The sequence below is a fragment of the uncultured Pontibacter sp. genome (genome assembly GCF_947502515.1).
Lineage (GTDB): Bacteria > Bacteroidota > Bacteroidia > Cytophagales > Hymenobacteraceae > Pontibacter.
Genome location: NZ_CANNAI010000001.1, coordinates 666578 through 680860, shown reverse-complemented (window position 1 = coordinate 680860; position 14283 = coordinate 666578). Strand labels below are relative to the sequence as shown.

Here is a 14283-nt window from a genome sequence, read left to right as displayed (position 1 = left end):
TCCTAAAAGATCGATACCATGAAAAAGATAAAATGCATTTTCACCCTACTCTTGGCGATTTCGCTTTCGTCCTGCGAGCATTTCCTGGACGTAAAGCCTGACAAGTCGCTGGCGATCCCGACTGATAGGCTTGAGAACCTCCTGCGCCTGCTCGACAACAACTACGTACTGAACCAGGAGACTCCTTTTACAGGCGAAGTCGCCGCCGACAACTTATATATCAGGCCTGCGGACTGGAACGCCCTCTCCAGTCTGACGGTCAAGAACGTCTACGCCTGGGAGCGGGATGTCTACAATGACAGTGACCGCAATGACTGGTCTCTGTCTTACAACGCGGTACTGTACGCCAACCTGGTGCTGGAGGGCACGGAAAAACTGGAGCCCGCCCCTCACCAAAAAAGCGAGTGGAACATGATCAGGGGGAGCGCGCTTTTCTACCGGGCAAATGCCTTCTACAACCTGCTGCAGGTCTATGCGAAGCCCTACAATGAGGCTACGGCAGCTCAAGACCCGGGCATTGTGCTCAAACTGACCCCTGACATCAACGAGCGTGCTGGTAGGGCATCCGTGCAGGAAAGTTACGACCAGGTGCTGGCAGACCTGCAAACAGCCGCAGAACTGCTGCCGAAAGTGCCAGCTTACAAGACACGGCCCTCCAAGCCGTCCGCCTTCGCGCTGCTCGCCCGCACCCTTTTGCAGATGGAGCGTTACCCCGAGGCCCTCTCCTATGCGGACAGAGCCCTCAGTTTGCATGACAAACTGCTGGACTACAACCTGCTGGACCTGAACGCAGCGAACCCGATCCCAGGTATGAACGAGGAGGTGATTTTCCACAGCACCATGTTTATGCTCTCCGGCACTTACTACCCGGCGGGGAAAGTGAACCCGGACCTGTACGCGCTCTATGGGGAGAATGACCTGCGCCGGGAAGTCTTCTACCACGAGTATGAACCCGGCAACATCGGTTTCCGGGGAAGTTACGCCGGGTCCATTCTCCTCTTCACCGGGCTCGCCACCGACGAGCTGTACCTGATCCGCGCCGAGTGCCATGCCCGGCTGGGTCAGGCGGGGCCAGCCATGGCCACGCTTAATGTCCTGCTGGAAAAACGCTGGAAGGCCGGTACCTTCACGCCCCTGGAAGCTACTGACGGCACCCAGGCATTGGACATCATCTTGGAGGAACGCAGAAAAGAGCTGGCCTTCCGAAGCATGCGCTGGGCTGACCTGCGCCGCCTCAACAAGGATAGCCGCTACGCCGTTTCGCTGACCCGAGAACTGCCAGAAGGCACACACACGCTCCCCCCGGGGGATACTCGCTACGTTTTTCCGCTTCCCCAGAGGGTAATCGAAATAAGCGGCATTCAGCAGAACTGAGCACACACCAAAAAGCCTGGTGCGTATTCGCATCAGGCTTTTTTTAAATCAGAAAAGCGCTTCCTTGCCTACTGTTGGCTGCGGAACACTTCCCTTGCAGGGTCATCTACACCATCCTGCGTCGGCTTACCTGGATTGGTTGCATCCTCCTCCGCTAGAATAGCGCAGCGGTGGTCGCCCACCACGCAGTTGGACGGTGATCCACCTGTTATAGTGTAGTCATTCGGATCAGAGGGATCACCTCCCATCTGCAGCAGGAACCACTGCTCCTGTTGCGCTTCCGGCTGCGAGTTCCCCTCGACTCCCGCAACCGCCAACGCTGTCCCCAGCAAAATGGCGAGCATACTCAAATTCATCTTTTTCATGGTATTAAAAATTTAAAGTTGCCTGAGATTGGCAGGTTCAGGCGATCACCTGCTCCAACTGGCTCCCGAGCCCTTGCCCAGTCGGAAAATTTATACTGTCGTTTCCCATGCAGCGGGGCTCCCCTGCTGCGCTGTTTCCATGCTTACTCTTTACCGCTTCCCTCCTTTCCGTTAGATAGCCCAGCCGCAGCCCGCACAGCAGGCTCCTGCCGTTCTGATCGTTTATGAAGTATTGTCGCTGTGATCGCCAAAGCCAGAAAAACTATATTAAAGACCAGGTGTGTCTCCCAGTCCATCCGCTCCAGCACACCCCCGCAGCTGCAGGGAATGTAGCCGAAAGCGCGAGTAAGAACCAGGGCAACGTACAGAGTGAAAACCAACATCAGAAGCGTTGCCAGGTAGAGGCCCTGCAGTCGTGTCCGCTGAAAGAAAAGCAAAACACAAACCAGTAGCTCTGTCAAGGGCAGTGCCCACAGCAGCAAGGTGTCCCATCCTGCAGGGAAGGGCTGCAGCATCAGCTGCCCCCGGAAAGCATGCAGATTCAGCAGTTTGCTCAGCGCAGTATAAAGAAATAGCAGGATCAGCAGTGCTGTAATCCCCTCTATGGCCAGCTTTTTATTCATGTCCCTTTCCCTTTTGGTGTAGTATAAAGGTAAAGGAAGACTTCTTGGAAAATTCTGTTCCAGAACAGAAGAATAGGCTATTTTCAGGAAACCAAATGCGCTTACATTCGTAACTGGGTGGCCTGAAAGGAGAAGGTAGAGTAGATAAGAGAGTTAATGATGACGGATTCGCATGGCGGCTCTTTCTTGGTGCCAGCACCCGCCCATAACTATCTGGATTGGAGTTAGAGGAGGGCTGATCAGTATTTACCTTGCTATGGAGGTCAAGGAGAAACTTGGCAAACTACAGTTAGGAGTTGTTGAGCGACTTAAACACTCAACAAGTTCACTAATTTGTTTTTAAAACAAGACATGAGTTTTCAGAACCTGCAAATAGAAGCAATTGCCTTAGTAGGAAGTCCAAATAAAAGACAATCCTGTAAGAACACTACTTAGGACACTTCAAAGCAAAAGTCCACTGTCATTCATTTCGGCGCAAAGGTAGCCTTGCGGCCCGGACACGGGACAAGGTAGTCCTGAAAAAATGGGTATCCCTGAAAGGAGCCCTCCGCATTTTTACAGGCTCCACCTATGCCCTCAGTCCGATCCCGGATGCAGTGAGGGCACCATAATCAATTCCTCATACTCAAAAGAACAAGATTATGGAAAAGCTGACTAAAAAATCCGGATTAAACAGAGTAGCAGAAATCAAGCTGACTTACCGCTCCAAAGTAAAACCATCCGAGCGTCCACAGGTAACCAGTTCCACTGACAGCGCAGCGGTGCTCCGCCAAAGCTGGGATACAGGAAAGATAGAGTTTGTGGAGCAGTTCAAGGTAATGCTTCTCAACAGGGCCAACAGGGTGCTGGGCATTTACGAGCTTTCAACCGGAGGCGTGGCAGGCACGGTGGCTGACCCGAAGCTTATCTTCGCTGCAGCGCTTAAAGCTTGCGCCAGCTCCATCATCCTCTGCCACAACCACCCCTCCGGCAACACCAAGCCGAGTGCGGCAGACTTACAATTGACAAAGAAAATGAAGCAAGGCGGAGAACTGCTCGACATTGTTGTACTGGATCACATTATCCTCACCAGCGAGACCTATTATTCCATGGCAGATGAAGGGCTCTTGTAGGGTCCATTTATCACATTAAGAAAATTCATCACTTCAGACAAGCATTAGTTGATACCTAGATTATGTGATTAAGGGTGGTTATAATTAATACTACTAAATCCTAAAATGAGTAGTCTCTAATAAAGTTGAAGACAACTCTTTAAGTTATCGATTACTTTTTGCTTCAAAACTGCAGGTTCAATAACCTTAACAGCCATTCCAAAACTTAGAATAGTAGAAATAAGCTCATAGTTAATCACCACCTTTAGCCTTACTCTTAGCTCTGTTTTGTCATCAATTAGAATTTCCTGAGAGCTATGAAGATACTGTGTCTTTATGTAATTCCCGTCATGTGGAGTAAAAGATAGAGTTACGTCCTCTACTGTTTCTTCTTCCAAAGAAATACCAATGGCATTTTTAAAATGAAGTTGAGGGTTGAACCCATAGTTATCCATAAACACAGTATCCCGAGTAGGCTCAAGACTACAGATTCTGTCTAATGCAAATTTTCTCAGGCTGCCTGTCTCATGTTGTAATCCTACTAAATACCACCTGTTGCGGTACTCCTTGAGCAAATATGGACTAACTGTACGTGGTTTGGGTCTGGCAGCATCAAATTTCTTATATATCAGTCTAACTGGGTATTTATGCCTGGTTGCATCAATAAGTATGTCTAAATGCTCATTGCCTACAGAATACGGAGCTTCCTCAAAGTCCATGAACTTCAAACCGGTTTCCGACCTTTGATATTCTATGTGCTGTACAAGGTTGATTACCTTATCTACTGTTGAGGCAAATTCCCGAAAGACAGATATGTGCTTAAACTGGTTTAGTGTTGCAGCAGCCGTTGCAAGTGCGTTAAACTCAATTTCGTTTAAGGGCAGATTGGCTATGGAGAAGTTAGAATCTGAGTAAAAGTAGCCGTTTTCTTTCTTCGAGTACCCTATTGGAGCATTGTAGTTGAGCTGAGAACAGTTACGCATCAAGTAGATATCATAATCGAGGGTTCTTTCGCTTATCTTAATGTCTTTTGTGTTACTAATTTTTTCAATTAAGTCAGTCTTTGACCAATACTTCCTGATCTTGCTTCTCAAGCAATCATCAATTACCCTCATTCGCACATATGCTTGCTTATTCTGCGGCATACCAAATTATTTTTCAACAATTTACATTTTTTTACTTGAACGCAAATAGGTTGCGTTCAAGAGCTATAGCTTTGTATAGAACAAAAGAGAATAAAGTAAATTAAATAGGCGTCTGAAAATTAATGATAAAAAGAGTCTATCATCAGCTTTTAACATTCCATATTTTATAACATTTAACTCAACACATGAAAGGATTCAATTTTTATCAAGACAAAAGTCTTGAATGGCGCTGGCGCCTAAAGGATGACAACGGCGCAATTGTGGCTGACTCAGGAGAAGGTTACAACGACCGTAAGGACTGCGAGAAAGGAGCGGCCCTGTTCACAACATTGGGGCCAAATGCCCCAGAGCGAAAAGTGTCCCGAGATGAAGAGTCCGGTCACGGGCCGGAATGGGAGTATTTCGAAGACAAAGCAGGTGAGTGGCGCTGGCGCTTCCAGGCTAAGAACAACAAAGTTCTGGCCGACGGCTCGGAAGGCTATGCCAGTGAGTACAATGTAACGCGGGCTATTCAAAACGTAAAGGCCTTGCTTCGCGAGATCGGTAAACAGAACAGCAGCGGCAACAGTGGAGGCGGTTATATTCCTCCAAGCCAAGGCGGGTCTACCGGTGGAGGGCGATTCGCATAATCTTCTGCCTTATGAATGAGCTTGACCAATTGGCTTTGGGCCAAAGCAGTGTCTTGATGTCAGGAATGAGAGGTATTGAGCTCCTGGGAGACTGGGAGCCAATCCCCTCAAGCAATGCTTGGATACTGCGTATCCGCTTAGAGATGCTCGGTACAAAGCCGACGAAGGACGTTTACCGTTTCACAGAGTGGGGAATCATCGTTGACTTCAGCGTTGACCCCTGGGGAAAAGTACAAGTGCATCCTTCCAACGGGCAGGAAGGAGTAACCGCGACTTTTGAGCATCAGCAGTACAATGGAGGAGTACACCCTCTGTGGCCGGTACGCAACGGACATATCTGTAGCCTAAGCGAAACCCATGGGTTTGCCGCTTCACGTAATGCGATGGAGACTGAGCCCACCTCAACCGTGCACCGTGTGGTTTGGCATGCGGCGAGGGCGCTGGAATGGCTGCAATGCGCTGCTACAGACACCTTAGCAGTCGCGGGGGATCACTTTGAGCTACCTGACTTTGACACAGGCTTTAGGTATACAGCAACTGAGTCTAAGAACAAGGTATTTACATTGGCTTATTATGAAGATGAGGTTTCTTTTTCTCACTGGAAGCAGAGTCCTTTTTACGCTGGCACTGCGGCTGTATCCTATTTGAACCATGTTGCCATAGTGCAGGAGTTCAAGGACCATAGAGGTGACAAAACAGTATATGAACCTTCTTGGGGAACAGCTATTGATCAATTGCCTAGCCATCAAGATGCTTTGTGGGTTCGCCTGGATGAGGTCCCAGTAATTAACCGCTGGCAAGTGCCTGCGACCATGAAGGAACTTACTGACGCTGTGGCCAGTCAAGGAAAATCGCTTATCGATTTACTTAGACCTTCCTTGGCTAAGCTCAGGACCCACAACGAGCTTCTTCTTTTTGTAGGCATGCCGATTCCAAGCAAAGTAAAAGAAGAACCCTACAGGTATCACTGGCAAGCCCTTGTTTTGTCGCCAAAAACCAATGCTTCTGCCAAGGCTCGCATTTCTTTGGTAGAAAATACGCTTCGAAGCTCCTCGCCTGTCCGATGGGTGAGCAGAGCAGAAAACTGGCATCCAAATGATTTGCAAAGCAGAGGTAGGATTTCACTCCCTTTACGTAAGGCGAATGTGCTTTTGATAGGGGCAGGGGCTCTGGGCGCTCATTTGGCTGAGCAGTTGGTCCGTATGGGGGTTACTGACATGACCATAGTGGATCCAGACTTACTGGAGGCTGGCAATCTGGTCCGGCACCCGTTGAACCTGCCACAGCTAAACAGGAACAAGGCTATTTCCGTCGCCTACGGTTTGAACCATGCTAACCCCTCGGCCAGCGTGGTGGGGCTTGCGGTTTCAGCTACTTCAAAAGATAAGGCCTTGGAAGAAGCAGTGAATGCTGCCACACTTGTCATTGATGCTACAGCCTCAGACACGGTGTTGCGGGAGCTGCCGTTTCTTGGCATTGCGGGCCAGGTGCCGATTATCAGCCTCTCGCTGGGTCTTCATGCGCAGCGCTTGTTTTTCTATTCGGATTCTGCTTCCAGTTTCGACGCCGATGCTTTTCATGAGTGGTTTGAACCTTTCAGGGTTGAAGAGCACTTGGCTGCTTTAAAAGAAGATATGCCCCGTGGTGTAGGGTGCTGGCATCCATTGACTCCTGCCCGCCTTAATAGAATTACTGGACTTGCTGGTATAGCTGTGGAACTTATCGAGCAGGTGTATGAAAGACAAGTCTCATTGCCTGTCGGACATTGTCACTCATGGCAAGTTCCAAAGCTTGAAAGAGTGATCAGGGGATCTTTGGCATGAACCCTTTATTCTGCTCCTCCGACGGGAAATACTGTGCCCACTTCCTAGATGAGGCACTCGCTGTTATCAAGGATGATATTTCCCGATATCATCCCTTAGAAACGGGTGGTATCCTGATAGGTCGTTACGATGGTAACCTTCGCATGGCAACAATTTCCATCGCGACCGCTGCTCCAGTCGACTCAAAGCACGGTCGCACCTCTTTTTTGAGAGGAACCGAGGGTATATTCAAAGCCTTGGCAGCCGCCAAAAAGAAAGACCCTCTATTGCACTATGTAGGCGAGTGGCACAGTCACCCTGCATCCTCTCCTCAGGCGAGTGCTGTCGATTTAAAGCAAATGCAGGATTTTGCTTTAGGACGCCTACATGGTGCTTGTACGCCTTTGCTTCTGATTATTGGTGGTTCTCCTTTAGAAGGTTTACATGGAGAAGTATATCTTCATCGTGCAAAAAAAGCTCATACTGTTCTGTCGGCATTCTAGAATTTGCAGGGTAATGCTGTCGTTACTGTATGCTTTCAAGCCGCTGCGTAATGTGTTCTACCACTTCCTCGCACCATCTGTCTGACAGATTCTGAAGATCTTCGTCCGTCCAATCCTGATGATATAGCTTTTCCAGCCATGCATGATGCCTGTCGGCCCCTACCTCATACTTATAAGCCTCTAGTGTGAATACCAAGTCTTTTGATAATCCGAATACTTTTGTACCAGCCTTTTTGAAGCCCTCTAGGCGTATTGCTAACCCGATTTGATGAACGTTTTCACGCTGTAGGATCTCTTCCAGCTCCTCTTTGGTATAGTTGACTTTGGAGGTATGATTTATAGACTTCATCAACCAAAAGTCACTGAACAGAGGCGTTACTTCTTTCAGTCCTTTAGTTATTCTGGTAGCTAATTCCGGCAGCACCTTTTCAAACAGCGAAACGACAGACTCCCTGTCCTTGCCTTTCTTTACCTCCTCTCTATCTACTGATTTGAGCAAATCCTTTAGCTTCTTGAGCTTTTGATCCAATGGCCTTTCAGGAGTTTGTATCTCCTTCTCCAGCTCCTGCTCTAGGGCCTCTATGGTTGGCAGCTCTCCCTTCAGGCCCTCCGGAACTGCTTGCAGCACCTGGTATTCGGCCACTCCTAGGGGGGCAGACATATTCTTAAGAGAGTATTCTACCACCACCTTGTTGGGGGTTTTGCAAAGCAAGATGCCGATGCTTGGGTTGTCGGCCGGCTGCCGCAGTTGCGCATCTACCGCATTGAGGTAGAAGTTCAGCTTTCCTGCAAACTCCGGCTGGAACTCCGTCACCTTCAGTTCCACTACAACGTGGCAGCGCAGCTTAGTGTGGTAGAGCAGTATGTCCAGATAGAAATCATCTCCATCGATGTTTAAGCGGTATTGCCTGCCCATGTAGGCAAACCCTTGCCCTAGCTCCAGCAGAAACTTGGTTATCTGGTTGGCCAGCGCATTCTCCAAATCCCTTTCACGTGCTTCCGGCCCCAGGGTTAGGAAATCGAAGTTATAGGGGTTCTTGAGCGTTTCGATGGCTAAATCGGCTTGTGGCTTGGGAAGCGTTAATGCGAAATTGTTCAGGGTCTGGCCCTGCCTCTGATACAGCCTGCTCGCCAACTGGTGCAGCAACATCGCGCGTGACCAGCCATGGCGGATTGTCTCGCTGACGTAAAAGAGCGCTTCCTTGACGCTAGAGCACTTAGTGACGATTTCACGATTATGCCCCCAAGGAATTAGTCCCACAAGTTGTGGGACTAATTCCTGTGTAGCGTCTAGATGAGGAATGTCGCGAAATTGGCCGACAAGTTGGGACACTAAGCCTCGCTCACGGCTGTAGAACAGGTACCACTTCTTGATGTAGAAGAGATTGGTTCGGGAAAATCCTTTCATCTCTGGAAACGCACTGCTAAGATCGCTGGATAGCTGCTCAATCAGGGTGTCTCCCCAGCTGGCCTCCTGCTGCTTCTGCACAATAGCCTCTCCAAGCTGCCAGTATACTAGAATAAGCTCCGTGTTAACTCTTACCGCCGCCTTAAGCTGCGCAGTCTGTATCTTACTCTTCAGCTCAGCAAACCAGGATCGGTAAGTACCGCTAAGTTCAATGTCCTTCATGCTTAATATTACACCGATGCATAGATAGCTGCAAGAAATATTATCAAAATTTCTTGCAGCTACAGAGGGCCCGGCTCCAGTTTCTTTAGGAGTAGAAGGAATCTACTGCCTTTGTTGATGCTTCAGCATCTTTCACCTCTCTGTTATAATATATTGCTGTAAAGGACCGCTGGGTCGATTCTTAATAGTTCGTTCCAACAAACCCTCGGCTATCAAAGGGTCGATATAGCGCCGTACGTTGTCCGTATGAGTTGCCAAGCCTAATACGTCCTCTCTAAAATGTCTTTCCGTTTAGCTGGTTTCAAAGCATACTGTAGGAACTTTATATGCTCTGGTGCCAGTCCCTTCGCAAGTTCTTCTTCAGCTTGGTCGTTAGCCTGGTCGCTGTCGACTAAGCTAGCCTCCAGAAAGGGAGGGAGCCAGAGGCGGCAATACCTTGTGTATATATTTCTAAATGCTTATATTAAATTTCAAAATTCGTGGTGCCCATTTCTTATTATTCGATACTTGCAGGGAGAGCCTTTACTTGTAAGAATGAGGTTAAGCTGAGTCTCCCATAAGTTAATTGTTGAAACAGCAGTCCTCTTAGGAGGCTGAATAATGCCGTACCAAATTACCTAAAAAACTCACGTCATGAAGCACCTGAAGCAATTCCTGACCCGCCTGCAGACCTTTGAGCTTAGGCTTATCCATAGGAAAGAGGCTGTAGGCCCTCTGGGCCTCCGAGAGGTGAGCACCTACGACATCAGGCACGAGACGCCCTACGACGAGGCGGCCGTTTTCGAGAGCGAGCTCAGGCTCCTTGCCCAGATGGCGGCATTGGATCTGCTCCCCCTTCGCCACCCGCAGCTGCAGCTCGTCCTGGAGCAGATCACCGGGATAGAAGACCGCTTCAGGGCCTTCTGGGTCAGCTTCCACAACCATGCCCCGGACTACGGGCGAGCCTACCCGGCCGGCCACCTCCACCAGCTCAGCCTGCCGGAGCTGTTTGTCCTGCGCAACCTGCAGCCCATCGAGGCCGGCATCGCGGTCCGGGAGGAGCTGGTGGATGACCTGGGCGAGTCGGTCAAGCTGCGGGAATCTTTGCTGGCCCATCTCATCCGGCACGTGCAGGCGCTGCTTCCCACCCCGCAGGAGGCAGCCACGGAAAATACCGTTCCTGCCAGGCCTGTCACAGGCCATCCCCGGTTTGTGGACGGGGTGCGGGAGAGGCTCTTTGAAGTCCTAAAGGGCTACTTCACCCCGGGGGATCAGCAGCAGCTGCTGGCCCTCCTCGAGGGAAACCATTCCCCGGCCTCTCCCCTGCTCTTCCACGGGAATGGCAACCAGCTGGCCGACGCCTTCAAGCAGCTCTATGAGGCCAACCTGATCGTGGGCTGCCTGAAAGGCGAACTGGAGTCGTGGATAGCGGCCCACTTTGCCTATGTCTACCGCAAACAGCAAAGAACCCTGCCGCCCAACTACCTAGCCGCCATCATCTCCTCCAACGCCAAGCCCTGCCAGTCCCCTATCCTAGACGTGCGGAAACAACCGGACGGAACTTATGCTGTTTACCCGGTGCTCCGCACACAGAAAAACTATAACTAACGGTAGGAAACAGGCAGGATGCAGGACTACCCACTTGCAGCCTTGCAAACATAGTCATTACCATTGTAGCACAAACCAAACAGAACGCTGCCATGGAAAACCTCACCTTCGACCAACTCCCCCGCGCCGTCAGCCTGCTGCACGAGAAGATGGGCCGCATCGAGCGGCTGCTACTCGAACAACGCCCCCACCAGGAGGCAGCGGCCATCCTCAACGTCCAGGAGGCCGCCACCCTCCTCCACCTCTCCGTGGCCACGCTCTACACTAAGGTCAGCTGCCGGGAGGTGCCCTTCAGCAAGCGGGGCAAGCGCCTGTATTTTCACCGAAGTGAGCTGGAGGAATGGGTCCGACAGGGCCGCAGGAAGACTGTCTCCGAGATCCGCGAGGAGGCGGTCCAGCTTGCAGCCGGCAGAAAAAGAAAATAGCGCCTTCCAGGAAAAAGAATGCCTGCCACGGGAAAAAGCGCTTCCCGCCCCGATCATTTCCACTCTCGCCTCTGAAGGGAAAACCGATGAACATCCAGCAGATCAACAGCGAAATCTCCATCACGGATTACCTGGCCAGCCAGGGCATCCAGCCTGCCTACAGGAGGGGCTGTGACTGGTGGTACATCTCCCCGGTGCGGATGGCCGAGCGCACGCCCTCCTTCAAGGTCAACACGCGCCTGAACCGCTGGTACGACCACGGCACAGGGGAGGGCGGCAAGGTCATCGACCTGGCGCTGCGCCTCCACCGCACCGCCTCGATCCGGGAGGTCATCCGGCTCCTCTCCGGGCAGACTATTGCTTCAGCAGCAACATCTAGCCACGGTATACAATCAACCGGGAAACAAGCAGAGGGAGAAGTTCCCCCTCTCTCGCCAGCGCCCTTCAATAGTATCAAAGTGCTGGCGGCAAAGCCGCTGGAGGAGAACAGCCCGCTGGCAAACTACCTGCTACAGCGGGGCATCAGCCTTCATACGGCAGGCCCCTTTTGCCAAGAGGTCAGCTTCTCTATCGGCTCCAGGCGCTATGAAGCCATCGGCTTTCAAAATCGCTCGGGCGGCTACGAGCTGCGCAACGCCTGGTTCAAGGGCTCCTCCTCCCCCAAGGACATCACATTCGTGGACAACGGCGCGGGCACCGTCTGCCTGGTGGAGGGCTTCATGGATTTCCTCTCCCTCCTCGAGCTTCGCCCCCGCCTCACAACCAGCTCCAGCTTTCTGGTCCTCAACTCCCTTGCACTGGTTAATAGAAGTCTGGACGTGCTTGGCCGGCACCGGCAAGTGCTGCTTTTCCTGGATCATGATCAGGCGGGCAGGAAGGTGACGGAGCGGCTCCTCAGGTCGGGGCTGAACTGCCGGGACCGCTCCTCCCTTTACCAGAACTACAAGGATGTGAACGAGCTGCTGGTGGCCAGGCGGGGGAAGCCCAAGAAGCTTCGGCCAGGCTTCGGACACCGGAAGGGGGCCAGGGGAAGGAGCCTCTGAAAGTGGGGAGCAAGTTTGTGTTTTTGTCATACAAAAACTCCTGCCGGCACCGCTGCTCCCGGTGGTCGCAGCAGGGGATTCTTCTTACAACGTGAAGCAACAAGAGCATGGAAAAAGAGACAGCACAGCGGCAGCAGAGCCACGAGGGAAAGAAGGGCGGCCGCCCGCTCAAGCGGGTGAAGCGCAGCCATACCCTGGTGGTGCGGGTGACCGACACGGAGCGGCTCCTGATCTCAGGTAAGGCGCGGGAGGCGGGCCTGAGCGTCTCGGCCTGGTTTCGGGCGGCGGCCAAGAAGGCAATAGTCGTGGCGCGCCTCCGGCCCGAGGAGGCGGCCTCGCTGCGCATGCTCTCGGGTATGGCCAACAACCTCAACCAGCTGGTCCGGCTGGCCCACCGCCAGGGGCTGCTGACCCTGCAGGGCAGGTGCCGCCAGCTCCTTAATGACATTCATAACAAACTTCAGCAAATAGGCAGAGATGATCGGAAAGGTGATGACCGGTAAGAGCTTCTCGGGCTGCGTGCGCTACGTGGTCCAGAAAGCAGGAGCGGAGGTGCTGGACTGGGAGGGCGTCCGCACGGACACTGTCGCCTCGATGGCGGCCGACTTCAACCTGCAGCGCAAGCTCAACCCCGGGCTGGAGAAGGCCGTGGGGCACATCGCCCTGAACTGGAGCGTGCATGACAGGTCAAAACTGAGTCCTCAGGTGATGGCAGAGCGGGCAAAAGAGTACATGGCCCAGATGCAGATCCAGAACACGCAGTACCTCATTGTCCTGCACCGGGACCGGGAGCACCCCCACCTGCACATCGTCTACAACCGGGTCAACTATGAAGGGAAAACGATTTCGGACAGGTTCCAGCACCGGCGCAACGCCAGGGTGTGCCGGGAAATCACCCAAAGGCACGGCTACTACCTGGCCCCGGACAAGGGGCAGGTGAACCGCCAGCGATTGAAAGGGGCCGACAAGGCCAAATACGAGCTGCATGACGCGGTCCGACAGGCGCTGCCAAAGGCCAGGACCTGGCAGGAGCTGGAACACTTGCTCCTGGGCAAGGGCATCTTGATCGACTATAAATACAAGAGGGGAACGGAACAGGTGCAGGGAATCAGCTTCCGTATGGGGGAGCTCAGTTTCAAGGGTTCCAGCATCGACAGAAGCCTGAGCTACCGGGCCATCAACAAACAGCTGGAACAGCACAGTAGACTGGCGCAGCTGACGCCACAGGTCTCCGGGCAACACAGCGCACTTGGTCATACAGGGGCATCCTTCCCTGGCATTACCACGGGCAGGGATGCGGCACCCCATCCTGCTACTACCCCGATTGAGGGCCTGCTGGCTCCCACCACCGGGCAGGCAGCGGACACGAATGACTATTCCTTCAGGAAAAGGAAACGCAAAAAGAAAAAGAGAATCCGCTTATGAAAACAGAAGAACTGGAGGAGCGCCTCCTGGACGTGGAGCGCGTGCTGGCCCTGCAGGACAAGCGGCTGGAGAAGCTCGAGGAAGGGACTGCGCCGCATCCCCCGCAGGATGCCCAGGCACCTGACTGCAGCAGCCAGTTTGAGGAGCTGAAGGCGCTCCTCAAGCGGCATGACCTGAGCGTGCAGGCCCTGCAGATCTATGCCCTGATCGCTTCACTTCAGGAAAAGATCACCAAGCTGCCCAAGTTGTTGCCTGTGCGGCATTACCACCATTTCGAGGACAGGTCCAGGGGCTTTTTGATCGGGGGCATGGTGTGTTTGTTGACAACTGCCATCTTCGTAGGGCTGTGCTTCAGCCTGTACCAGGAGAACGGCAGACTGCAGGAGAATAACATGAAGTACAGGATAATCCGGCAGGCTTACCCCGATGCGGCGCACTGGGCAGATTCAACTTATTTGCATGATCCGAATTTACAGTTATGAGCTTGCGCAAAGGCAATAGCCAAGGGTGCCGTTTTGCCGAAGGGGTGTTTGCCGATCCTCCAATTTATTCAGAGACAGTTTCGATCTGAAGAAGATCGAAACTGTCTTTTGCTTCCATTTTGCTGCGCTAAAGGTAATACTCAATTTCCTTTGACACAT

The 14283-nt window shown here is 52.2% G+C and carries 15 protein-coding genes; 11 read left to right on the top strand and 4 right to left on the bottom strand.

The features are described 5' to 3' along the window. The first annotated feature begins 18 nt into the window (after positions 1-18). A complete protein-coding gene (locus Q1A54_RS03255; protein ID WP_196114296.1) occupies positions 19-1374 on the top strand; it encodes a RagB/SusD family nutrient uptake outer membrane protein in 1356 nt (451 codons plus the stop codon). Positions 1375-1442: 68 nt separating this feature from the next. On the opposite strand, the gene Q1A54_RS03250 is transcribed toward Q1A54_RS03255, so the two are convergent. Further along, the gene (locus Q1A54_RS03250; RefSeq protein ID WP_196114295.1) at positions 1443-1730 is read right to left on the bottom strand and encodes a hypothetical protein; all 288 of its coding nucleotides are present in this window, start codon (positions 1728-1730) and stop codon (positions 1443-1445) included. 152 nt (positions 1731-1882) lie between these two features. After that, positions 1883-2362 (bottom strand): MauE/DoxX family redox-associated membrane protein, encoded by a 480-nt coding sequence (locus tag Q1A54_RS03245; protein ID WP_196114294.1) that lies wholly within the window; start codon positions 2360-2362, stop codon positions 1883-1885. A 641-nt stretch (positions 2363-3003) separates the two neighbouring features. On the opposite strand from Q1A54_RS03245, the gene Q1A54_RS03240 reads away from it, so the two are divergent. Next, positions 3004-3474 (top strand): RadC family protein, encoded by a 471-nt coding sequence (locus tag Q1A54_RS03240; RefSeq protein ID WP_116541344.1) that lies wholly within the window; start codon positions 3004-3006, stop codon positions 3472-3474. Positions 3475-3590: 116 nt separating this feature from the next. Here Q1A54_RS03240 and Q1A54_RS03235 read toward each other — a convergent pair whose 3' ends face one another. Further along, positions 3591-4598 (bottom strand): WYL domain-containing protein, encoded by a 1008-nt coding sequence (locus Q1A54_RS03235; protein ID WP_116541345.1) that lies wholly within the window; start codon positions 4596-4598, stop codon positions 3591-3593. A 185-nt stretch (positions 4599-4783) separates the two neighbouring features. On the opposite strand from Q1A54_RS03235, the gene Q1A54_RS03230 reads away from it, so the two are divergent. Genes Q1A54_RS03230 through Q1A54_RS03220 form a run of 3 tightly spaced genes read left to right on the top strand, consistent with a single transcriptional unit; the run spans position 4784 to position 7532 of the window. Next, positions 4784-5227 (top strand): DUF1508 domain-containing protein, encoded by a 444-nt coding sequence (locus Q1A54_RS03230; RefSeq protein ID WP_116541346.1) that lies wholly within the window; start codon positions 4784-4786, stop codon positions 5225-5227. An 11-nt stretch (positions 5228-5238) separates the two neighbouring features. After that, complete coding sequence (locus tag Q1A54_RS03225) at positions 5239-7050, top strand: ThiF family adenylyltransferase (protein WP_116541347.1); 1812 nt, start codon at positions 5239-5241, stop codon at positions 7048-7050. Beyond that, the gene (locus Q1A54_RS03220; protein ID WP_116541348.1) at positions 7047-7532 is read left to right on the top strand and encodes a Mov34/MPN/PAD-1 family protein; all 486 of its coding nucleotides are present in this window, start codon (positions 7047-7049) and stop codon (positions 7530-7532) included. Before Q1A54_RS03225 ends, Q1A54_RS03220 begins: the two co-directional genes overlap by 4 nt. A gap of 22 nt (positions 7533-7554) precedes the next feature. Here the strand turns inward: Q1A54_RS03220 and Q1A54_RS03215 are convergent, their stop codons facing one another. Further along, positions 7555-9162: a PDDEXK nuclease domain-containing protein gene (locus Q1A54_RS03215; protein ID WP_116541349.1), complete on the bottom strand. Its 1608-nt coding sequence runs from the start codon at positions 9160-9162 to the stop codon at positions 7555-7557. 633 nt (positions 9163-9795) lie between these two features. Between Q1A54_RS03215 and Q1A54_RS03210 the strand changes: the two genes are divergently transcribed. The 6 genes from Q1A54_RS03210 (at position 9796) to Q1A54_RS03185 (ending at position 14124) form a co-directional block, all read left to right on the top strand. Further along, positions 9796-10749: a hypothetical protein gene (locus tag Q1A54_RS03210; RefSeq protein WP_116541350.1), complete on the top strand. Its 954-nt coding sequence runs from the start codon at positions 9796-9798 to the stop codon at positions 10747-10749. Positions 10750-10841: 92 nt separating this feature from the next. Next, positions 10842-11174 carry a helix-turn-helix domain-containing protein gene (locus tag Q1A54_RS03205; RefSeq protein ID WP_116541351.1) on the top strand — a complete coding sequence of 111 codons (333 nt, stop codon included), beginning with the start codon at positions 10842-10844 and terminating at the stop codon, positions 11172-11174. Between the two features lie 86 nt (positions 11175-11260). Then, complete coding sequence (locus Q1A54_RS03200) at positions 11261-12217, top strand: toprim domain-containing protein (protein ID WP_196114293.1); 957 nt, start codon at positions 11261-11263, stop codon at positions 12215-12217. Between the two features lie 107 nt (positions 12218-12324). Next, on the top strand, positions 12325-12720 hold the full coding sequence (gene mobC / locus Q1A54_RS03195; RefSeq protein WP_116541353.1) for a plasmid mobilization relaxosome protein MobC: 396 nt from the start codon (positions 12325-12327) through the stop codon (positions 12718-12720). Beyond that, on the top strand, positions 12695-13642 hold the full coding sequence (locus tag Q1A54_RS03190; RefSeq protein ID WP_116541354.1) for a relaxase/mobilization nuclease domain-containing protein: 948 nt from the start codon (positions 12695-12697) through the stop codon (positions 13640-13642). The genes mobC and Q1A54_RS03190 overlap by 26 nt, the downstream gene beginning before the upstream one ends. Next, complete coding sequence (locus tag Q1A54_RS03185) at positions 13639-14124, top strand: hypothetical protein (protein ID WP_116541355.1); 486 nt, start codon at positions 13639-13641, stop codon at positions 14122-14124. Before Q1A54_RS03190 ends, Q1A54_RS03185 begins: the two co-directional genes overlap by 4 nt. Positions 14125-14283: the final 159 nt, after the last annotated feature.